15 protein-coding genes are annotated in these 21,113 nt (G+C 56.0%); 5 read left to right on the forward strand and 10 right to left on the reverse strand.

All coding sequences use genetic code 11. From position 1 onward, the window contains the following. Position 1 precedes the first annotated feature (1 nt). From ACZ1HV_RS07955 to ACZ1HV_RS07975, 5 genes are all read right to left on the reverse strand, one after another. Positions 2 to 775 carry an IclR family transcriptional regulator gene (locus tag ACZ1HV_RS07955; protein ID WP_298813346.1) on the reverse strand — a complete coding sequence of 258 codons (774 nt, stop codon included), beginning with the start codon at positions 773 to 775 and terminating at the stop codon, positions 2 to 4. Between the two features lie 31 nt (positions 776 to 806). Next, the gene (locus ACZ1HV_RS07960; protein WP_472717778.1) at positions 807 to 2,168 is read right to left on the reverse strand and encodes a TRAP transporter large permease; all 1,362 of its coding nucleotides are present in this window, start codon (positions 2,166 to 2,168) and stop codon (positions 807 to 809) included. A gap of 12 nt (positions 2,169 to 2,180) precedes the next feature. Further along, entirely contained in the window at positions 2,181 to 2,846 is a 666-nt protein-coding gene (locus ACZ1HV_RS07965) for a TRAP transporter small permease (protein WP_298813349.1), read from the reverse strand. Further along, positions 2,843 to 2,971 (reverse strand): hypothetical protein, encoded by a 129-nt coding sequence (locus ACZ1HV_RS07970; protein WP_298813350.1) that lies wholly within the window; start codon positions 2,969 to 2,971, stop codon positions 2,843 to 2,845. The genes ACZ1HV_RS07965 and ACZ1HV_RS07970 overlap by 4 nt, the downstream gene beginning before the upstream one ends. Before the next feature lie 122 nt (positions 2,972 to 3,093). Then, positions 3,094 to 4,326, reverse strand: coding sequence for a TRAP transporter substrate-binding protein (locus ACZ1HV_RS07975; protein WP_472717779.1), 1,233 nt, complete (start codon positions 4,324 to 4,326; stop codon positions 3,094 to 3,096). Positions 4,327 to 4,453: 127 nt separating this feature from the next. Between ACZ1HV_RS07975 and ACZ1HV_RS07980 the strand changes: the two genes are divergently transcribed. The 4 genes from ACZ1HV_RS07980 to ACZ1HV_RS07995 all read left to right on the forward strand — a co-directional run bounded on the left by ACZ1HV_RS07980 (position 4,454) and on the right by ACZ1HV_RS07995 (position 10,078). Then, on the forward strand, positions 4,454 to 6,070 hold the full coding sequence (locus ACZ1HV_RS07980; protein ID WP_298813352.1) for a GMC family oxidoreductase: 1,617 nt from the start codon (positions 4,454 to 4,456) through the stop codon (positions 6,068 to 6,070). A 31-nt stretch (positions 6,071 to 6,101) separates the two neighbouring features. Beyond that, entirely contained in the window at positions 6,102 to 7,883 is a 1,782-nt protein-coding gene (gene xsc, locus ACZ1HV_RS07985) for a sulfoacetaldehyde acetyltransferase (protein ID WP_298813353.1), read from the forward strand. Between the two features lie 81 nt (positions 7,884 to 7,964). Next, positions 7,965 to 8,972 carry a YeiH family protein gene (locus ACZ1HV_RS07990; RefSeq protein WP_298813354.1) on the forward strand — a complete coding sequence of 336 codons (1,008 nt, stop codon included), beginning with the start codon at positions 7,965 to 7,967 and terminating at the stop codon, positions 8,970 to 8,972. Between the two features lie 125 nt (positions 8,973 to 9,097). After that, positions 9,098 to 10,078 (forward strand): LysR family transcriptional regulator, encoded by a 981-nt coding sequence (locus tag ACZ1HV_RS07995; RefSeq protein ID WP_298959325.1) that lies wholly within the window; start codon positions 9,098 to 9,100, stop codon positions 10,076 to 10,078. A gap of 33 nt (positions 10,079 to 10,111) precedes the next feature. Here the strand turns inward: ACZ1HV_RS07995 and ACZ1HV_RS08000 are convergent, their stop codons facing one another. Continuing rightward, positions 10,112 to 11,635, reverse strand: a complete 1,524-nt coding sequence (locus ACZ1HV_RS08000; protein ID WP_472718415.1) for a trimethylamine methyltransferase family protein — start codon at positions 11,633 to 11,635, stop codon at positions 10,112 to 10,114. 178 nt (positions 11,636 to 11,813) lie between these two features. Between ACZ1HV_RS08000 and ACZ1HV_RS08005 the strand changes: the two genes are divergently transcribed. Next, a complete protein-coding gene (locus ACZ1HV_RS08005; protein ID WP_472717780.1) occupies positions 11,814 to 14,249 on the forward strand; it encodes a GcvT family protein in 2,436 nt (811 codons plus the stop codon). Between the two features lie 65 nt (positions 14,250 to 14,314). Here ACZ1HV_RS08005 and ACZ1HV_RS08010 read toward each other — a convergent pair whose 3' ends face one another. The 4 genes from ACZ1HV_RS08010 to ACZ1HV_RS08025 all read right to left on the reverse strand — a co-directional run bounded on the left by ACZ1HV_RS08010 (position 14,315) and on the right by ACZ1HV_RS08025 (position 20,788). Beyond that, positions 14,315 to 15,517 (reverse strand): DegT/DnrJ/EryC1/StrS family aminotransferase, encoded by a 1,203-nt coding sequence (locus ACZ1HV_RS08010; protein WP_472717781.1) that lies wholly within the window; start codon positions 15,515 to 15,517, stop codon positions 14,315 to 14,317. Positions 15,518 to 15,640: 123 nt separating this feature from the next. Continuing rightward, a complete protein-coding gene (locus ACZ1HV_RS08015; protein ID WP_298813360.1) occupies positions 15,641 to 16,363 on the reverse strand; it encodes a FadR/GntR family transcriptional regulator in 723 nt (240 codons plus the stop codon). A gap of 131 nt (positions 16,364 to 16,494) precedes the next feature. Continuing rightward, positions 16,495 to 17,409 carry a response regulator transcription factor gene (locus ACZ1HV_RS08020; RefSeq protein ID WP_298813361.1) on the reverse strand — a complete coding sequence of 305 codons (915 nt, stop codon included), beginning with the start codon at positions 17,407 to 17,409 and terminating at the stop codon, positions 16,495 to 16,497. After that, positions 17,399 to 20,788, reverse strand: a complete 3,390-nt coding sequence (locus tag ACZ1HV_RS08025; protein WP_472717782.1) for a hybrid sensor histidine kinase/response regulator — start codon at positions 20,786 to 20,788, stop codon at positions 17,399 to 17,401. The genes ACZ1HV_RS08020 and ACZ1HV_RS08025 overlap by 11 nt, the downstream gene beginning before the upstream one ends. Positions 20,789 to 21,113 lie beyond the last annotated feature (325 nt).

Here is a 21,113-nt window from a genome sequence, read left to right on the forward strand (position 1 = left end):
TTCAACCTGCAAGAAGGCTGGAAAGTTGAGCCGCGGCTGATTTCAGCTTGTCGACATGATTGATCGCATCATTGAGCGGCAGTCTTTGTTCCGGGGCGTGAAAAGAAAGGGTCGAAACCAATCGGCCATTGGCTTCGATGATTGGAACCGCAACGGCAATCATGCCCTCCATGAATTCGCCGTTGTCAGTTGAAAAACCGCGCTCCCGAACTTTCGCAACCTCTTCAATCAGAACCTGGGGGGCCGTGATCGTCGTCGCAGTCATGGCGTCCAGTTTCGTCGAGGCCGAGTAGTTCCTGAGGTGCCTGCGATCAAGACTGCTCAGATACATCTTGCCGCTTGCTGTGCAGTAAAACGGCACTCTTGTGCCAACCGGCAGCTGAATGCGCAAAGGCCATTTGGTTTCCACGCGGTCCAGATAAATCATTGCATCGCGGTCAGGGATGGCAATGTTGCAGGTCTCGCCGATGTCTTCTGCAAGCTTTGCCAGGATTGCCAGACGCGCGGTACGAATGCGCAACGACGACAGGATGCCAGCCGACATCTTCCGCAAGCGAAGACCGGGCGAGTAACCCCTTCCGTCAATTTCCCGCTGGATGAAACCTTCGCTTTCCAGCGTGGTAAACAGCCTGTGGATAGTCGGCTTTGGCAAACCGAGCTTGGAATTCAGTTCCGTGGGGGTGACCGGAACGCCTGATTCGGCCAATTCTTCGAGAACGAACAGCAAACGCAGATTGGTTGGAATTGCATTTTCCCTGCCGTTTTCGTCCACCATGCAGTCCCCTTCCCCCTGTACTGCCTCCGCTTTAACCGGTTGGGACCAGCATTGTCGAGAGGGTCGGGACCATGGCGACAATAAACCAGACCACCAGAAGCGAGATCAGATAAGGCACCGTGTACCTCAGAAGTCGAAAATAGGGAACGCCCGTTACGCCCGACGCAACATAGAGATTAAGTCCGTATGGCGGGGTGACGAAGCCTATTGAAGCTCCAACGAGAAAGATGACGCCGAATTGCAGAGGATCAACACCGACCGAGTGGGCCGCTGGCGCAAGGATGGGCGCAAGGATGATCGTCACAGGAAGACTTTCAAGCACCATTCCCGCGACGAAAACGATCATCATCGATGTGAACAGAACGGCATAATAGCCTCCCATGCCCGTCACGAAATCGCCAATGATCTGCTGTGCACCGAGCACGGACAGAATTTGCTGCATCACCACTGAAACCGCGATCAGCGGTGCGAGAATGCCGGCGATCTGCGCTGAGCGCATCGTGATGCGCGGCAGCTCGAGCGGGCCGAAGCCTTTGACGACAAGATATTCTGCGATGTTTCGTTCTTTGTAGCTGCGTTCTTCAGACGGTGAGCCCAGCAACTTGAACAGCGGCAAACTGAAGAAACCGACCAGAACGCAGAAGCCGACCGTGACGCCCGCAGCTTCCGTCGGTGAAAACTTGCCGGTGTAAATGCCCCAGAGCACGAGGCCGATGGCAAAGAAGCCCAGCCAGGCACCGGTTGCCGTCTTGAACACCCGGATGAAATCCAGCTGAATGAGGTGACCCCAGGCATTTCTGCTGCAAATGACAAATGCGACCAGCATCATGGCGCCGACCATCATCGCGCCAGGAACAATTCCGGCGAGGAACAACTCGGAAATCGGCAGATTCAGCAGGAACCCATAGACAATGAAGATGATCGACGGCGGGATGATAATCCCGACCGTACCACCGGCGGCGGCCGTCGCCGCTGAAAAGCGCTCGTCATACCCACCCTTGACCATTTCCGGGTGCAGCATCGAACCGATCGTTGCTGTCGTCGCGGAGTTGGAGCCAGATATGGCGGCAAACAATCCGCAAGCGCCAAGACTGGCCATCGCAAGACCACCACGCAGCCAGCCAAGGCAGGCATAAGCAAAGTCGGACAGCCGCTTGGCAATCCCCGACCGGTTGATCAGGTCTCCTGTCAGAATAAAGAGCGGCATGGCAAGAAGCGCAAAACCGTCCGTGAATACGTCAGCAAGTGCCGCACCAGTGTTGATAAGGGGAAGGCCCAGCACAAAGCTCATGCCGATCACCCAGTATCCGATAACGAGAAACACAGGCACGCCCAGCATGAACAAGACTGTGACGCCGATTGAGATGAGAGTGGTCCAGGTACCGTCAGTCATGTCTTGAATTCCTCAGTCTGAGCCAATCGCGACGGCGCCGGTAAGCGGCTTTCCGGTCATCAGGTTTTTCACGTCAATCATCCAGTTCTCCATTGCCCGGGCCGCAATCAGCAAGAATGCGAGCGGCACGGAAATGAGGAACCACCACTGCAGCACGTTGTCGGTGCCGAGCATGATTTGGAAATTTGCAGCAGAGTTCGCCGCAACCTGTGTGGAGGTGACAACAACAACCCAGGAAAAGCCGAGCCATAAAAGGGCGTCCAAGGTAAGACACATAAATTGTGCGGGACGCGGCATAGCCATTCGAAATTCAGAAAACGCCAAATGCGTCCGGAGCTTTACATTATAGGCACAGCCCATCCACGTCATGATCAGGAACAGGAAAGGAGGAAGCGTGGTCGACCAGGGTGCCTGCACGTTCAAAACAAATCGCCGGAAGACCTCAACAAATATGATCGCGCCAATCAGGAGATAGGTCGACGTCATGATTGTGGCTTCGAGGCTCCGCTCGATCCACGGCACATAGTGATAGACAAGCACGATCAGGGCGCCGCCAATAAGGGTAACAAAGGCTCCGACAACCCAAGCTGCATCGGTTTTCAGGGCTTCACTGATCATCCAGGCATCGTTTGACAAAACAGCACTGAAGATCTCGGCAGCTTCGCTGACGATACTCATGACATGTCTCCTCCCAAGCCAGACATTGTCTGGACTTTTGCAGCTGGTGACCACTCCGTTTCAATGCCGGCTCGTCCGGGCACCAGATCTGCAACGTAACCCATGGAGCCCACGGCGCGTGCCATGAGGTTCTTGAAATACGTTTCTGAAAACGCAGTCCCTGGAAACGTATATGAAGTTCCCCTCAGGCCCCATCTGTGAAAAGGGCGGCGGGGTCCTCCACCCCGCCGCCACTGTTTTCTTCTCGTCAGCCCTTCCACCAACGGCGAGGCTCTACGTTTTCCGGCTTCATGTCGGCTGGCACTTCGCGGGCCACGCGATAGAGTTCCGCGTAGGTATCCATGCCGCCAGCCCAGTTGTTGATGCGCTCGCGCCATTGTGCCCATGGCTCCGGATTGAATTCCGGCGAACACATTTCCTCAGCCATCTTGATCTGATCATCAGACAGGAAGGCCGGACGAACGTCGTTCTCGGCAAAGAGCGTACCCGGCATGACCGGATCAGAGAAACCGACGGTCTTGACCAGCGCCGCCTCGTTGGCAGCCTGAACATGAACCTGCGCCAGATAGGCCGATTCCATAACCGAATCCTGCAGATTTGCCTCAAGGCTGTCGAAGACCTTGGCGGACATGGCAGTGTGCTCAGTGCCGCAGAAGAAGCGCAGGTCGACCGATTGCGAAACGACCGGCGACATGTTGGCGTAGGCAACGGCAGAAGCCCAGGTTTCCGCACCGTCGATCAGGCCGGTTTTCAAGCCATCCAACGTCTCTTCCCAGGCAACAGGAACCGGATTCAGGTTCAGGAGTTGCATGGCAATACGACCCAGCTGAGTGCCGGTAACGCGATTTTTGGTTCCGAACAGTTCTTCGAGTTTCGTCACTGTCGGCTTGTCCGCAAAAGACTGGCCAAGCTGGATGCCGCGCAATTCGCAGTGGCTGAAGAGGAACTTCAGACCATGGCGTTTTTCGAGCGGATCACGCAGGATCTTCTGGGACTCCGGGCTGTAAAGGAAATGATACTGCGACGCGCGGCCCGGGAACACATAGGCATAGTCGAGAACGTTCAGGTAAGGTGCGCCACCAGCAGAGTTCTGGGTTGAAGCAGCGTAAATATCCACGATGCCGTTCTGTGTTTTTTCAACACAGTTCAACTGACCGCAGATCTGGTTGTCACCGATGAATTCAATTCTGATCTCACCATCGGTACGCTCTTCCAGGTCACGCGCAAATTCCAGACACCCTGCCCGCTCGATCAACAAGTTGCGTGCATTGAAGCCCGAAGCTCCGAACTTGAGAGTGTGCTTTGCTTCCTTCTTGTAGCGCTTTTCGTAAGTGGACTCCGCTGCTGAAGCGAGTGCGCTCAGAGAAACCGTGCCTCCGAGAGCGCTAGCAGCAAACAGTGTGGACGACAGACCGTATCGTCCGGCAACCTGGAAAAACTCCCGACGAGAGACCCCATCAAGCTTATCCGAAATTTTCATGAACTCCTCCTCCGTGTTCATATTCGGCAATTTTTGAGACTTGCAGTATCATTTTTAATCATTATTGTTGCTACCGCAAGGAAAACTTCACTCGGTTCCAATTCGCGTCTTTTGGAGGGCCTGATAGATGGGAGCGCAAAAAGCCGATTATATCGTCGTTGGCGGCGGTTCTGCCGGATGTGTTCTGGCAAACCGTTTGAGCGAAGATCCGTCGAACCGCGTGATCCTGCTTGAGGCCGGTCCGCGTGACTGGAACCCATGGATTCACGTGCCGGTCGGCTACTTCAAGACCATGCACAACCCTTCCGTTGACTGGTGCTATCGCACTGAACCGGATGAGGGAATCAACAAGCGAACCATCGACTGGCCACGCGGCAAGGTGCTTGGGGGATCCTCTTCGCTGAACGGCCTGCTTTATGTGCGCGGTCAAAAGGAAGACTATGATCGCTGGCGCCAGATGGGCAACGAAGGCTGGGGTTGGGATGACGTTCTGCCACTGTTCAAGCGGTCTGAAAATCAGGAGCGTGGAGAAGATGATTACCACGGCGTAGGGGGAGAACTTTCCGTTTCGAACATGCGCCTGCAACGGCCGATATGCGACGCATGGGTCGCAGCTGCCCAGGAAGCCGGCTATCCGTTCAACCCCGACTACAATGGCCCAACCCAGGAAGGCGTCGGCTATTTTCAGCTGACGACCCGCAATGGCCGGCGCTGCAGTTCTGCGGCCGCTTTCCTCAAACCCGCCCGCAAGCGACCGAACTTGCAGATTGTCACCAAGGCTCTGGTCCGCCGGATCGAGATCGAGGACGGTCGCGCCACCGGCGTCACGTATCTGAACGGCTCCGGCAAAGAGCATACCGTCCACTGCTCTCGTGAAGTGGTTCTCTCGTCCGGTGCGATCGGATCGCCGCAGGTTCTTATGCTGTCGGGTGTCGGAGATGCCGAACAACTCAAAGATAACGGCATTGAAGTGCAGAACCACTTGCCAGCCGTTGGCAAGAACCTCCAGGACCACCTGCAGGCCCGTTTGGTATTCAAGTGCAATGAGCCGACCCTGAATGACGAAGTGCGCAGCCTTTTCAATCAGGCACGCATATTTGCCAAATACGCACTGTTCCGCGCAGGCCCCATGACAATGGCTGCCAGTCTCGCCGTTGGCTTCATGAGAACAGGCTCGCATGTCGAAACGCCCGATATCCAGTTTCACGTTCAGCCCTGGTCGGCGGACAGCCCCGGCGAAGGAGTGCATCCGTTTTCAGCTTTCACCATGTCGGTTTGTCAACTGCGCCCGGAGAGCCGTGGCGAGATCAAATTGAATGGCAATGACCCGCGGACTTATCCGAAAATCCATCCTAATTACCTGTCGACGGAGCTGGATTGCCGTACCATCGTGGAAGGCGTGAAAGTGGCCCGGAAAATCGCCCGGCACAGCCCTTTGAAATCGAAGATTTCCGAGGAATTCCGTCCGACAAGGGATCTCGATCTGGAGGATTATGAGGGGACCCTTGATTGGGCACGCAGCAATTCCTCCTCAATCTATCACCCGACAGGGACCTGCAAGATGGGGCAAGGACCGGGATCGGTCGTCGATTCGCGGCTTCGCGTTCACGGCATTCGCGGTCTCAGGGTCGCCGATTGCTCGATCATGCCGGAAATCGTCAGCGGCAATACCAACGCGCCCGCCATCATGATCGGCGAAAAAGCCAGCAACATGATCCTGGAAGACCACGCGGGTTCGATCTGATCATCATTTTTATAATATCAGGAGACGCACTATGAAGATGACCACGGAAGAGGCATTCGTCAAAGTACTGCAGATGCATGGGATCGAGCAGGCATTCGGTATTATCGGGTCCGCGATGATGCCAGTGAGTGACCTGTTTCCAAAGGCTGGGATCAATTTCTGGGATTGCGCCCACGAGACGAATGCCGGTCTGATGGCGGACGGGTTTACCCGCTCCACCGGAAAGATGTCGATGGCGATCGCACAGAACGGTCCAGGTGTGACCGGTTTCGTGACGCCGATCAAGACAGCCTATTGGAACCACACCCCTCTCTTGCTGGTAACACCACAAGCAGCCAACAAGACCATCGGTCAGGGCGGCTTCCAGGAAATGGAGCAGATGAGGCTTTTTGCCGACAGCGTCTGCTATCAGGAAGAAGTGCGTGACCCAAGCAGGATACCGGAAGTTCTCAACCGCGTCATAATGCAGGCCTGGCGCTGCAGCGCACCGGCACAAATGAACATTCCGCGAGATATGTGGACCCAGGTGATTGACGTCGATCTGCCGCAAGTGGTCGCATTTGAACGTCCTGCCGGTGGAGAACAAGCGGTGAGCGAAGCCGCCAAACTTTTGTCGGAGGCCGAATTTCCGGTAATCTTGTCCGGTGCCGGTGTGATACTGGGCGGTGCGATCCCGGATGTCGTTGCACTTGCCGAACGATTGGAAGCCCCGGTTTGCTCCAACTATCAGCACAATGACAGCTTTCCTGGCCAGCATCCCCTGGCGGCTGGTCCTCTTGGCTACAATGGCAGCAAGGCGGGCATGGAACTGATTGCCAAGGCTGATGTCGTGCTCGCACTCGGCACGCGGCTCAATCCATTCTCGACACTTCCAGGCTATGGCATCGATTACTGGCCGAAACAGGCGAAGGTGATCCAGGTCGACATCAATGCCGACCGCATCGGTTTGACCAAGAAGGTCACTGTCGGCATCCAGGGAGACGCGGGCAAGGTTGCACGCGGAATTTTGGCACAACTGGCTCCGAATGCAGGCGACAAGGGCCGGCAGGAACGACGTGACCTGATTGCGGTGACGAAGTCATCCTGGGCGCAGGAACTCTCCAGCCTCGATCACGAGGATGATGATCCCGGCACCGAATGGAATGTCGGAGCGCGCGAACGCGACGCCGATCTGATGTCCCCACGCAAGGCCTGGCGTGCAATCATGCAGGCTGTTCCTGAGGATGCAATTGTGTCCTCGGACATCGGCAACAACTGCGCTATCGGCAATGCGTATCCATCCTTCCGGCAAGGCCGGAAATATCTGGCACCTGGCCTGTTCGGTCCATGCGGATATGGTTTTCCATCTATTCTCGGTGCAAAAATCGGCAATCCTGACACGCCAGTTATCGGCTTTGCCGGGGACGGTGCCTTCGGTATTTCGATGAACGAGATGACTGCATGCGGGCGAGACAACTGGCCACCCATCACCATGGTGATTTTCCGAAATTACCAGTGGGGTGCGGAGAAGCGGAACACAACGCTGTGGTACGACAACAACTTTGTCGGCACGGAGCTAGACCGCGACACATCCTATGCCGGCATCGCACGGGCTTGTTCAGCCGAAGGCGTATCGGTCAAGTCGCAAGAGGAACTGACGGACGAACTGCACAAGGCCGTTGAACGTCAGATGAAGGAAGGCAAGACCACCTTCATTGAAGTGCTGCTCAACCAGGAGCTCGGCGAACCGTTCCGGCGGGATGCGATGAAGAAACCGGTTGTTGTCGCCGGCATCGACAAGGCCGACATGCGCCCACAGCAAGGCGCTGCCTGACCCATTGAAACAATACGCGCGGCGGTGACACCACCGCCGCGCCTTCATTTTCTGTTGCATGCGCAATCAAGGATTGGCGCAATGAAATCATTTGTCCCTACAACTGCGCAGATGCAGTCGCACTTTCCCGGCATCGCCGTCTCCGTCCTGATTGCCATATCGGCGCAGTTCCTGTCCGAGCATTACGGCGCACCAGCCATGCTCATGGCGTTGCTTCTGGGACTTTCCCTGCACTTTCTTGCGGAAGAGGGCACGCGCACCGAGCCTGGGATCTCGCTTTCCGCACGCACAGTGCTGCGGCTCGGCGTGGCACTGCTTGGCGCCAGAATAAGTGCCGACATGCTGGTAGGGCTCGGCACCCCGATGATCGCGCTCGTGATTTCAGGCGTGCTCGTGACAATCGTGTTTGCGCTGATTGTCTGCCGTCTAGTCGGACGGTCCATCGGCTTTGCGTTGTTGACCGGTGGGTCGGTCGCAATTTGCGGGGCCTCGGCCGCCATGGCCATTGCTGCGGTTCTGCCAAAACACGACAAATCCCAGCGGGATCTTGTCTTCACCGTGCTTTCGGTGACAGTCCTGTCGACGATTGCGATGGTGCTCTACCCGATGCTGTCGAACCTGTTCGGCTTTAGTCCCCGTGACAGCGGTGTCTTTTTGGGCGGAACCATCCACGACGTTGCTCAAGTTGTCGGGGCCGGATTTTCGATCAGCCCTGAAGTTGGGGAAAATGCCACTCTGGTCAAACTGATACGCGTTGCCATGCTGGCACCGGTGGTCCTGATTTTTTCACTTGCTTATCGCTCCAGCAGCAAGGCAACGACCGGCAAGAAGCCTCCCCTGCTTCCTGGCTTCGTCATTGGCTTTCTGATCCTCGCAATTTTGAATTCAATTGGCCTGATCCCGTCCTTCGTCTCGGAAGCTGCCGGCAATCTGTCTCGATGGTTTCTTCTGATTGCCATTGCAGCGGTTGGTCTCAAGACCTCCTTGAAAAAGATGCTCGATGTTGGCGGCGTTGCCATCGCCCTTATCGTCGCAGAAACGATATTCCTGGGCGGCTACGTTTTGATAGGCCTGCGCGTGATCGACTAGGTTTCCGTATGCTTCTGAACAGCTTTTTGAGCTTTCGGAGACCTCGAGCGCACCATCGGTGGCAATGCGGTGTTAGTCTGATTGTCGGGATCAATTGAACTTGATGAACCGACACCTGGAGACCAATGCCTCAACGCCCGGAAATCAAGGATCTCAGCCTGAAGGCTCTGGAGCTTTTCCAACTATGCGCCCGCCGCGGGTCTCTTCAGGCCGTTGCAACTGAAACCGGCCTTTCGCCAAGTACGGTTTCACACCATTTGCGCAACCTTGAAAGTTCCTTGCGCGTTCAATTGATAGACCACTCACGGCGCCCGCTTGTTCTGACACCAAAGGGCAAGATTTTCCTTCGCAACATTGATGATGCGTTGCATGCATTGCGCAAGGCCAGAGCCGAGGCCGCTGTCGGGGATATGTCTGATGCAAGTTATCTGAGGGTGGGAGCGATTGAGGACTTTGACAGCGACGTCATTCCCGCGCTCGCTGTCTCGCTGTTTGAAAGCATGCCGAATTGCGACTTCGTCTATCACACAGATTCAAGCCACCGGATTATGGAGATGCTGAAGAACCGGGACCTTGATATCGGCATAACCGCAACGTCAAATGAGCGGTTTCCAGATTGCGTTGAGCGACCGCTTCTGCGCGACCCGTTTGTCATGGTGTTGCCGAAGAACCTGGACTGGCGACCCGCCGAGGTTTTGAACGGCAAGGCAAACCTGCCCTTTCTGAGGTTTTCCAGCAATCTCGTGATCGCACGGCAGATCGAAGCGCAGCTGCGGAGGATAAACGTATTGCCCGCACACCGGTTCGAGTGCGACAACAACCAGACCCTGCTTGCGATGGTTGCGGCCGGAACGGGTTGGGCCGTCACCACACCCCTCTTGTTTTCAAGAGCACGGCGCTTTCACACCCATGTTGAGATGCACCGTTTCCCTGGAAAAGGATTTGCGCGCAATCTGGCGGTGCTGGCAAACGACGACTGTTCGCGTTCCGTGCTGGATCTGGTGGAGGGATCCCTACGCGATCTCATCCAGGAAACCCTTATCAAACCCACTCAACGAGATGCGCCCTGGTTGGCGGAAAGCTTCAGGCTTCTGGACCGGACCTGAGGACTTTGACGACCGGGAAGTGCCCACCGACCTTCAAAGGATTTTGAAACGGTCTCTAATATACCGGTCTTCGTCCTTTTCGAGATAAACAGGATGGTGGCTGTTGAGGATGTCCATTGCTCTTTCGCGCGCCCGGCCCCATGCATCCCGAGCGCCGTTTTGCGCCCAGGTTCTCGGCTCGTCCCGGTCAGCAAGCGCGGGATAAAAATAATCCCGTTCCATAGCCTGGTAAGTGTTTTCGCACCCCAGAAAATGCCCTTCTCCCAGAACCGCGTCTCGAATGGTTTCAAAGGCAAGACTTTTTTCGGTCACCTCGATGCCGCGCAAGGTGCGGTAGGTAAGTGAGTGCATTTCATCGTCCAACACGAAAGCCTCAAAACTTGCCCCAAGCAAGGATGCCGTCATGCCCGAACTCTCGTAGATGAGATTGCCACCAGCCAGTGCTGCTGCAAGCGATGTGATCCCCTTTTCAACGCCGGCCTGCGCATCGACAGCCTTGGCATCGGTCATTGAACAGGCAACGCCGGACGGGAGCCCAAGCCAGTTCGTCAATTGCGCTGAAGCAGCGTTCAAAAGAGCTGTTTCCCCACCACCACCTGAAAAGGCACCCGTGCGCAAGTCCACAACCAGTGGCCAGTTGGAAAAGATCATCGGAAATCCCGGGCAAATGGCGTGCACCATCACAAGGCTCGCAAGCGTTTCGGCAAGTGACTGCGCCAGAAAACCGGCGAGCGTCGCCGGTGCCGTCGCACCTGCCTGAGCGGCCGTGATACACGTCATCGGTATCTGGTGCCTGATGCATTCATAAACCACTCCGACGGCGTCCTCGCCATACCTCAGCGGCGAAATTACCGGGCTGATATGCGCTTTCAGAAACGGCTGCTTTGCGAATTGACCGCTGCCACCGGCAGCAACATCCAACATCTCCACGATCGGGCTGACATGCTCCGGTAAAGTAAAGGAGGTCGCGACCGGCTTGGTGGTGTTCTTGAGTAGCGCATAGACCGTGTTCACATCGAGATCGAAATTGTCGGGAACATCCGTTGCGACGCAGCAGCGGGTGAACCAGCTGACATTCTGGAGTACGTCCTGTAGACGGGTAAAATTGTGCAGATCCGCAAGCGTTGACGGTCGATAGAGGCCGGTTTCCATATCAAGCGTTTGAACTGCCGCACCTCCGGTCCCGAAATAGACCCGGTCCGCACCGACAACAATGGACCGTTGCTCATCTCTCCCGTGAAAGGTGAAGGACTTAGCTGCCGAAGCGATCGCGGCCTCAACAAGCCTTTCCGGAAAGCACAGTCTGTCGCCGCTTCCAGACGATGCACCCGCAGCGATCAGATCCGCTCGAAGCCGGGCGGGCACCTCTCCCATACCAAGACTTGAAAGCAGGTCCAGGGCAGTTTGAAAAATCCGGCAAAGATCGGTTTCGTCGAGGGGCCTGTACCGCCCTCCCGGCTGACCGGGCGGACACGGGTCGATCAAAGGTTTAGCGGCCCGCATTGCCAATCGCTCCTTGCGGCCACCTCTCTTTTTAGACCTCCTGCCAAAACGGATCCTCCAGAACCTTTGCGGTCGATTTCAAAAGATCCACAAAGCCGGCGCAATGAAATTGAGATGTATTTTAAAATTTCGTTTTAATATTTCTATTTTTTCGAATTTAGTGATCCCTGCGTTGTCGGCTGTCGCGCGGTTCGGCTTTATGGGCCTTCCATCGAATTTGGAGTCGAAACGCATGAAGTCGCGTACCAGGGCCGTCGTCATCGGCGGAGGCATTGCCGGATGCTCAACGCTTTTCCATCTCACGCGAGAAGGCTGGAGCGACGTTGTTCTGGTCGAACGTAACGAGTTGACCAGCGGCACAACCTGGCATTCAGCAGCCCAGGTGACAAATTTTGGCATGAACCAAACGATGGTCGGCCTGAAAAGCCACTCCATCCGCCTTTATAAGGACCTGGCGGAAAACCCTGAATACCCGATCAACTATCATCATGGCGATGGAGGTATGCGGCTCGCGAACACACACGCCCAGATGCAGGGTTACCGGCATTTCGCCTCCATGGCGCGTGCAATGGACGTTCATTTCGAAGTTATTGACGCAGACGAATGCGCCCGCCGTCACCCGCTGGTTTCCAAGGACAATCTCTTAGGTGGGTTGTGGGACCCCTTGGACGGCGACATCGACCCCGCTCAGTTGTGCCAGGCACTCGCCTTTCACGCCCGCAAGGCAGGTGCTGAAATCTACCGCAACACACCCGTGACGGCTTTGACCCAGCACCGGGACGACACATGGACCGTACACACAGAACACGGGGACATTGACTGCGATGTCGTTGTCAACGCCTGCGGCTATCGGGTCAATGAAGTCGCCGCCATGATGGATGTGCACCACCCGGTCGCCTCCATGGAACACCAGTATTTTCTCACCGAAGACATTCCGGAAATTATTGCAGCAGACCACCGGATGCCGCTCATTCGCTGCCCGATCAGCGACTATTATTGCCGGCAGGAAAAACAGGGCTTGCTGATCGGTTTTTACGAACAGGACTGCAAGACCTTCGGCATGGATGGCATCGACCCGAACTTCGTCAACGCCTTGTGCCCGGACGACCTTGATCGCATTATGGATGTGTTGGAGGGCGCCTTTGAAAGAATGCCCGCCCTTACGGAGGCTGGCATCCGCTCGGTTATAAACGGTCCCATCACTTATACGATTGACGGGGCACCACTTGTCGGCCCCATTCCAGGCAAGCGAAACGCATATTGCATAATCGGGCTCAGAGCTGGCCTTGGAGAAGGTGGCGGCCACGGATGGCTTCTGGCCCAGCAGATTGTTCATGGCGAAGCGTGCTACGACACCTGGTGCATCGACCCGCGAAGATTTACGGGGCATGCCAATGTCGAGTTGACGTCAGTCAAAGCGATCGAAGACTATCAAAACGAGTTCCGTTTTCACTTCCCACATGAACACCGGCCTGCGGGACGACCAGCCAAGACAACACCGCTCACGCCCCATTTGAAGGCAGAGGGCGCAGAGTTCACCGCGATCAATGGCTGGGAGCGCGTCGACTACATCAAACCGAATGAAGAGTTTCATCCCTCGCTCAGTTACGGTTTCGATGAGGCTTTTGGTGTGGTCAAACGCGAGATCGAGAATGTTCGGGACAATGTCGGCCTATGCGAAGTCAACGGTTTCAACAGGATTGAGATTACAGGTGCCGACCGGCATACGTTTCTCGATCGGCTCGTCTGCGGCAATGTGCCAAAGCGCGATGGACGCGTCGGTCTTGGCTATCTTCTCAATCATCACGGCAGGATCAAATGCGAAGCAACATTTGCGAACCTGCCACGGAGCGATCGTGGCCCTGCCCGCGTCTGGTATGGCTCTGCCGCAGCAAGTGAATATCACGACATGGACTGGTTGAGGCAGCACCTTCGCGACGACGAAGATGTTGAGATCAAAAGCCTGACCAATGATCAGACTATCCTCGTTGTTGCCGGGCCGAATGCTAGAAAGGTGCTGTCCGAGTGTGCGCGAGGCGACTGGTCCGCCGAAACGTTTCCATGGCTTAGCGTTCGCGAGTGTTTTGTCGGCTTTGCGCCAGCCACCGTCATGTCGGTGAGCTTTTCCGGCGAGTTGGCCTATGAAATCCACGTCCCGAATGCGTCGCTTTATGCGGCTTATGCTGCGCTTCGCCAGGCAGGGGCACCGCTTGACATGAAGCTGTTTGGCGCACGCGCGGTGGAAGCCATGCGCCTCGAGAAAGGCTTCTTCCATTGGAAGGTGGATCTTCTGACTGAGTTCGACCCTTTTGAGACCGGCCTCGATCGATTTGTGAAAATGTCCAAGGACACGTTCATAGGAAAGGCTGCCCTTCAAAAACTTGTAGAGAATGGGCCAACCAAAAAGATTGTGACGCTGAGAATTGACGCCGAACATGCCCCGGCACCACCTGGAGCCTCGCTGATGAAGGGCGAGACTGTCGTCGGCACTGTGACGTCTGGCGACTGGGGGCACAGGGTTGGAATGAACCTTGCCTATGCTTTTGTTGACCCGGTCTATTCAGAAGTCGGACAAACCATGTTGCTCGATCTGTGTGGCGAGCCGGTCGCTGCGACCGTCATTCCACCTTCTCCATATGATCCCGGACATGATCTCATGCGGGGCTGACCCTCAGGACATGGCTGCGGGCCGGGTGTTGCGATTTCAGACGGATGTTCTTGCAACGTCGAGTGTCAGGCAGCACCGTCCAGGACGAGCCCGGTCGCGCAGTGCACGATGATTTCCGAAACCGTTTGGCAATCATCCAGTGAAAACGTAAGCGGGATCCGCATGTCGAACAAACCTGCAAGGATGTCATCGGTTTGCGGCAGTTTCTGGCGTTCCAGATACCGCCAACTGTGATGATTTGAGGTAAAGGCAACAGGGTCCACGTCGCCGAACCACTTCAATTCTACTCCCAGTGATTTGGCATTTGCCACAAACTGCCTTGCTTCGGGCTCGGCAATTCCGGGAATACGGAATTGAATAGAACTGCCGACATAGAATTCCTTCGATGAGCGCTCCGGCAGAACGATTGTGGCCGAACGGCTCAAGTGACCGGCGACAAGATCATATCGTTCATTCCAGCGCTGAATGTTCTCTTCCAGTACCGCAATTTGAGGTTTCAGGATCGCTGCTCTCAGATTGTCCATCCGTCCGGACATGTTCGGGGTATCAAGGCGCGCATCGTTAAAGTGGTGCTCTGCGGGTGCTGCACCGTGGCGCTCATAAAGCATGTATGAGCCTGAGAGCATGATGGCCCGGGCCATGAAGTCAGGATCATCAGATGTCAGAAGCCCTCCTTCTCCGGAATTGATGTGCTTGTAGGTTTGTGCCGAGAAACATCCCGCCAGGCCGAAATTTCCGCTTAAAGCCCCGTTCCAGCGCGCACCCATTGTGTGGGCGCAGTCTTCAATCAGCGTCACACCCGTCTCGTTCAGAACCGCAACCAATTCATCCATGTCGCACAAGTGACCGCGCATGTTCGACAACAGCAGATGCTTCGCACCGCAGCCCGAAATTTTCTTGCGCAGATCGTGCAGGTCGATCACCAGGTCCGGTGTTATCTCAACGAGAACCGGAACCGCGCCAACAGATGCAATCGCGCCTGGAACCGGGGCAAGGGTAAAACTGTTTGTGAGGATCTTGTCACCCGGGGCGACACCGGCAGCACGCAGCGCAATCGACATGGCATAACCGCCGGAGGCGCAGGCAAGGCAGTATTTTGCACCTTGAAAGACAGCATAGTCCCGCTCAAGCTCACTCGCGACGCTCGGTTCGCTGCCCAGCGTATTGTAGCGATGAAGGCGGCCGGATTTCAAAACTTCCACCGCTGCCGCGATCGCCTCGTCAGGAATGGCTTCCTGTTGCGTGAATTGCCCCGTGAACGCTTTCAAACTCCACCTCGCCCCGTCAGCGGTCAGTCAAATGACCGGCGAATGATCATCATTGAAAACGAATAGTGCTGGGACCTGCGAGATGTGCAAGCAGATTATGCATCTCGCACATAGAGGACTTGTTTAGTCCTTGCCCGCAAGCTTGGATTTGACCTTCAGCCGTCCAGCTGCACCTCGGACATGAGCGGCCATGGCATCGCGCGCGGCGGCTTTGTCGGAGGCCTCGACGGCATTCAAAACCTTCAGGTGTTCTGCAATCGTGGTACCGACGAGATCCTTCTTTACGTGAAGGCCGGATGTCGCCCGGGTGGTGTCTTTCAACCGAGACGAAATATATCCGATGATGGCGGAAAGGTAAGTGTTGCGCGTGGCATTTCCGAGTGCGCGGTGAAACGCGGCGTCCGCTTCCAACCGCTCGTCATCAAATTGCTCCTGTCCACCCATCTCGGAGATGGCATTTCGCATATCCTGAAGATCGTCGGCGCTTCGGCGTTCAGCTGCCAGTCCCGCCGCTTCAATTTCCAGGATGCCTCGCAATTCGAACAGATCAGCAAGATTGTCCGACTTGCCGAGGGCACGAATATCGACACGGAATGTTTCACGCTCCGACACCGGTTTGACGACCGCGCCGCGTCCTTGCCGGGATTCAATGACGCCATCGGAACGCAGCCTGGCGATGGCTTCACGCACGACGTTACGGCTGACGCCAAAGGTGTCGGCAAGGCTGTGCTCTGTCGGCAATGTGTCACCGGGTACCAATTCGCCATCGGTGATCTTGGCCATGATGTCAGCAGCAATCTGATCCGGCAAAAGAGACGCCCGCTGCACCTCCCGAAATTGCGGCATCACCGCTCCTCCCTGCATTGTCTTGTGTCGTTTTTTCACGACTTTAATGTATGCATAGGCGAAGGGTGCCTGCTTGTCGAGCTAGGGGCGACCCGTATGTTTCAATGGCAATCCGTCTGAATGACACCTGTCTAAAGTGCATAGATCACTTCTGCTGCCCTGACGGCGGCAGAAGCCCTATTCTCGACGCCGAGTTTGACGAAGATCTGTTCCAGATGCTTGTTGACCGTGCGCGGCGACAGGCCAAGGATTTCACCAATGTCCTTGTTCGACTTGCCTTTGGATATCCAAATCAAGACCTCGGCTTCCCGATTTGTGAGATCAAAACGCTCCTGCAAGGCACTTATCTGTCCGGCTTCGTTTTCAGCAGTCACCCGGAACAGGTTTTCGTCGGGTCCGACACGGCCAAGCGGATGCAATTGTACAGACAGGTCTTCCGAAAGACCAAGCATGAAGCTTTTGCGCCGATCGTTTGCCTGTCCGGCACCGTCCAACCAGTCCCCCAGTGCCCTGCCCAGTCGGAAGAGACTGTCTTCTGCAATGCCCGTACGCGCAAGAAGGTTCTGGATTTGCGGCGTCGACCAGAGGACTGCCCCTTCTCGCGACACAGCAATAAGATGGCGGCCCGCCGCATCCAGAGCAACATGCGCGCTTTGTACAGAGCGTGCGTTTTTCAGATGCACCTTGATGCGTGCCTTCAATTCATCAACATCAATAGGCTTGGTGAGGAAGTCCACCCCTCCCGACTCCAGTGCCTTGACCACGTGTTCGGTCTCAGAGAGACCGGTCATGAAGATAACCGGGACATGCTTTAGTGCAGGATTTTCCTTGATCCTGCTACACGTGTCGAAACCGTCAAGGCCTGGCATGACAGCGTCCATCAATATCGTGTCGGGTGTCACCCTTTCACACACGGACAGCGCCGCCTCACCACTTGTCGCCACCAGCACGGCAATTCCGGTCTGTTTCAGCGCTTCGGTGACGAAACCCAGCGTTTCCGGACTGTCGTCAACAACCAGAACTGTATCCCGGCGCTCATCCGTCATGTACTTCCAATCCGCTTAACACGTCTTTGTAGGCTTTAAAGTCGAAACGCGTGAGATGTCCTTGCAAGGTTTCGGTGAGTGGCCGATATTCCGGCATTTCGGCAAGCTCGCTCAATTTCGCCTCGATGCCTTCCACATATCCGATCTCTGCCAGCGACATCAGATCCGCCACCTGATCGGCTCCCGGTGAGCGAAATTTCGTCACGGGCGCAGGGCCCCGGTTTTCAAGATTTGGGGTTTCGGTCCAACTCAGCGACAGATGTTTCTGCAGGAGGTCAAACAACTGGCCGATATCAAATGGCTTGGCAAGCGTCGCATCATGATGGGATGGGCCATCGGGGCGTAGAGCCTGATCGCCGATATTGGCCGACAACATGACGATCGGTGCCATGACATTCCGGTCCCGCAAGGCCTCTGCCAGTTCCCACCCATTCATGCCGGGCATCAAGATATCGACGAGATAAAGATCCGGCTTGTGCTCAACGATTTCACCGAGGCAGGATTTTGCGTCCTCGCCCTCCAACACGGTGAAACCTATTGGTTTGAGAATATCGCTCACCAAAGCACGATGGTCCGGATTGTCATCGATCACCGCGATTGTGCGGTGCTGGCCCTCATAACCACGAACCTGGCGTTCAAGTCGAACGGTGTCCACTGGGCGATCCACTGCGGCAAGCATGAGCCTGACTTCAAAAGAAGCGCCCTTTTCCGGTTCGCTGGCGAGGGCGATCGCACCTCCCATGGTTTCAGTGAGCAACTTGGTAATCGTCAATCCAAGCCCAAGACCCGGCGTCCTTGCGCCACTGGCTGCCTTGCTGCGGCCGAAGGGTTCGAAAATCTTTCCCTGTTCATCCAGAGCGATGCCGGGGCCGCTGTCGCTCACGACGAAGCTCGCGACCTGGGACCGATAGCTGATGGACAAGGAAACCTCGCCCGCATCGGTGAATTTGATCGCGTTCGAGAGCAGATTGACCAGAATTTGCCGTAACCGCTTCTCATCTGTTCGAGCAAAAACCGGTAGATTGCGAGCCCTGACATAGTTGAAACCAAGCCCTTTGGCGGCAGCCTGCATGCGGAACATGTCGACGATCTGGTCCAGAAATTCATAAAGGTTGATTTCGTTGGAATAGATCTGCAGGCGGCCTGCCTCGATGCGGGAGATATCCAGAAGACCATCGATCAGACCGGAAAGGTGTTCCGCGCTTCGGCGAATAGTGCTGACCGCCGGTTTGCGGGCAGGCGGAAGAGTTTCATCCCGCTCCAGAACCTGCGCATAGCCCATGACCGCATTCAGGGGTGTCCTGAGTTCGTGACTGAGGCCGACCACATAGCGGCTCTTGGCAAGATTAGCCGCCTCAGCGTCCTCCTTTGCCTTCTGCAAGGCCGCGTCCGTGACCCCGTGGGCATCGATTTCCTTTTGAAGGAGCGCGTTCTGGCGCACAGATTCTTCTTCCGCGACCCGGCGGGTGTCGTGGGCCAGAACCAGAAACCAGCAAGCGATGCCGGCAACGATGGCAAAAACGAAGAAAATCAGTGCAACGGTTTGGGCGATAATGCCGGTCGGGTCACCAAGCCGGCTTGCGGCCTGTGCATAGATAATCCAGAGCACCAGGCCGATGCTGGTCACCGACAAGAACGAAAACAGCGCATAGCGTCCCAGCCGGGATCGGAAATGGACAAGCATCCTTTCCGGCAAGATCATTCCGGCAACTGAGCCAACCTGATGGGAAAGCCGGGCTTTCGGCTTGCAGGAATCGTGACAGCGTGCATCCAGCGAACAGCACAGCGAACAGATTGGCGCTCTGTAGGCCGGGCAATAGGCCATGTCTTCCGGTTCGAATGGGTTTTCGCAGATGGAGCAGGCTATCTGATCGGCGCTCTGCCAACTTTGCCTTGGTTTGCGCGCCAGGTAGTACTGGCCCCTGGTCAAATAGGCGATCAATGGCACGGCAACAAAGGCAATACCCATCGCCAGGAACGTTGCCAAAGCTGCCGCGATCTCACCGAACATGTCGAAATGGGCAGCAAGAGCCAACCCGGCCGCCAGAAACATGGCCCCCGTCCCGACCGGATTGATGTCGTAAAGATGTGCACGCTTGAACTCAATGCCGGGCGGCGACAGACCCAAAGGCTTGTTGATGAACAGGTCCGCCGAGATGGCGGATAACCAGGCCATGGCAATGATGGAAAAGATACCGAGTGTCTCTTCCAGAAGTCCGTAAATGCCGAGCTCCATCAAGAGTAGCGCAATTCCAACATTAAAGACCAACCAGACCACCCTGCCCGGATGAGAATGGGTCAGGCGTGAAAAGAAGTTCGACCAGGCAAGCGACCCCGCATAGGCGTTCATGACGTTGATCTTTAGCTGCGCCACGACGACGAAGGCCGCCATCAAGAGCAGCACCAGAGTTTCATTGGGGATCATGTAGCCGAAGGCAACAGCATACATGCGCGCCGGTTCGTCCGCATGTTCCACGGGCACACCATGAGACATAACGAGGACCGCCAGGAAGGACCCTGCGATCATTTTTGGAGCGCCCAGAACGACCCAGCCGGGCCCGGCCAGGAACAGCGCCAGGCGGTGCCGCTTTCGGACGAAATCCTGAGCTGGAAGAAATCGAAGAAAATCGACCTGTTCGCCGATCTGGGCCATCAATGCCAAAATAACTGCGGAAGCTGCACCAAAGCTGACGAGGCTGATGTTGTCCCAGCCTCCTCCCGATGTTGCCGGCGCACCGGTTGATGGATCGATCCCGGAGAAACTCAGCCATTCACCGACGGCTTGCCAATCGGTGAAAGCTATGAATACGAAGGGCAAAATGTTGAGAATGATCCAGAAAGGCTGCGTGGCCAGCTGAAACCGGCTGATCCAGGTAATGCCATGCGTGACCAGCGGAATGACCGCAACCGCGCTGATGATGTAGCCAAGCCATAGCGGTACGCCGAATGCAAATTCCAGCGCGCTCGACATGATTGACGCTTCAATGGCGAAGAGAATGAAGGTGAAGCTGGCATAGATGAGCGAAGTGACCGTTGAACCGATATAGCCAAAACCCGCACCTCTGGTCAGAAGGTCAATATCAACACCGTAGCGCATGGCATAGCGGCTGATCGGCAACCCTATGACGAGAAGAACGAGGCTGCCGACCAGAATGGCAAGAAAGGCGTTAGCCGTCCCATACGAGAGCGTGATGGCGCCACCGATAGCCTCCAGCGCCAGGAAGGAAATGGCTCCGATTGCAGTTTGCGAGATCGCACGCGATGAGAACTTGCGTGCACTCTTTGCCGTGAAGCGCAGCGCATAATCTTCAAGCGTCTGGTTGTTGACCCATTTGTTGTATTGGCGCCGAATGGGCAGAATGCGTTGACGGGCATTCATTTGGCAGGCGCCGCGGCCAAGGCGATCTTCGGCTTCCTCAGTTCAGAATTGGCGTGCGTTTGGGACGTCATGAAGCCAGTGAGTGCCTCATAAATCATCATTTGCCTGCTTTTTCGGCAAACACTCGTCTTCATCAGCCCGATTTTCCGCCCCGTTACTCTGGTTAGCCAAAACACTCAGCATTTTTCGTGCCGAACTGGCTTACACTTTGGCGTAACCCCGTTTTCGCCACTTACGTCAATTGACGTATGTTGCGCCGCAACAGTTCCGGCGCACGATCCTTCCCCGACAGCGGCAGTCCTTCCAGCCGCCATTCGCCGGCCGG

The organism is Roseibium sp. JB4-4 (genome assembly GCF_055693425.1).

Excerpts from the sequence above, each read along its gene's own strand:
- ACZ1HV_RS07995 (WP_298959325.1), top strand. The coding sequence starts at position 9,098 with ATGCCTCAACGCCCGGAAATCAAGGATCTCAGCCTGAAGGCTCTGGAG.
- ACZ1HV_RS07970 (WP_298813350.1), bottom strand. The coding sequence starts at position 2,971 with ATGGCACGCGCCGTGGGCTCCATGGGTTACGTTGCAGATCTGGTGCCC.
- xsc (WP_298813353.1), top strand. The coding sequence starts at position 6,102 with ATGAAGATGACCACGGAAGAGGCATTCGTCAAAGTACTGCAGATGCAT.
- ACZ1HV_RS07955 (WP_298813346.1), bottom strand. The coding sequence starts at position 775 with ATGGTGGACGAAAACGGCAGGGAAAATGCAATTCCAACCAATCTGCGT.
- ACZ1HV_RS07965 (WP_298813349.1), bottom strand. The coding sequence starts at position 2,846 with ATGAGTATCGTCAGCGAAGCTGCCGAGATCTTCAGTGCTGTTTTGTCA.
- ACZ1HV_RS08015 (WP_298813360.1), bottom strand. The coding sequence starts at position 16,363 with ATGCCGCAATTTCGGGAGGTGCAGCGGGCGTCTCTTTTGCCGGATCAG.
- ACZ1HV_RS07990 (WP_298813354.1), top strand. The coding sequence starts at position 7,965 with ATGAAATCATTTGTCCCTACAACTGCGCAGATGCAGTCGCACTTTCCC.
- ACZ1HV_RS07975 (WP_472717779.1), bottom strand. The coding sequence starts at position 4,326 with ATGAAAATTTCGGATAAGCTTGATGGGGTCTCTCGTCGGGAGTTTTTC.
- ACZ1HV_RS07980 (WP_298813352.1), top strand. The coding sequence starts at position 4,454 with ATGGGAGCGCAAAAAGCCGATTATATCGTCGTTGGCGGCGGTTCTGCC.
- ACZ1HV_RS08020 (WP_298813361.1), bottom strand. The coding sequence starts at position 17,409 with ATGACGGATGAGCGCCGGGATACAGTTCTGGTTGTTGACGACAGTCCG.
- ACZ1HV_RS08005 (WP_472717780.1), top strand. The coding sequence starts at position 11,814 with ATGAAGTCGCGTACCAGGGCCGTCGTCATCGGCGGAGGCATTGCCGGA.
- ACZ1HV_RS07960 (WP_472717778.1), bottom strand. The coding sequence starts at position 2,168 with ATGACTGACGGTACCTGGACCACTCTCATCTCAATCGGCGTCACAGTC.
- ACZ1HV_RS08025 (WP_472717782.1), bottom strand. The coding sequence starts at position 20,788 with ATGAATGCCCGTCAACGCATTCTGCCCATTCGGCGCCAATACAACAAA.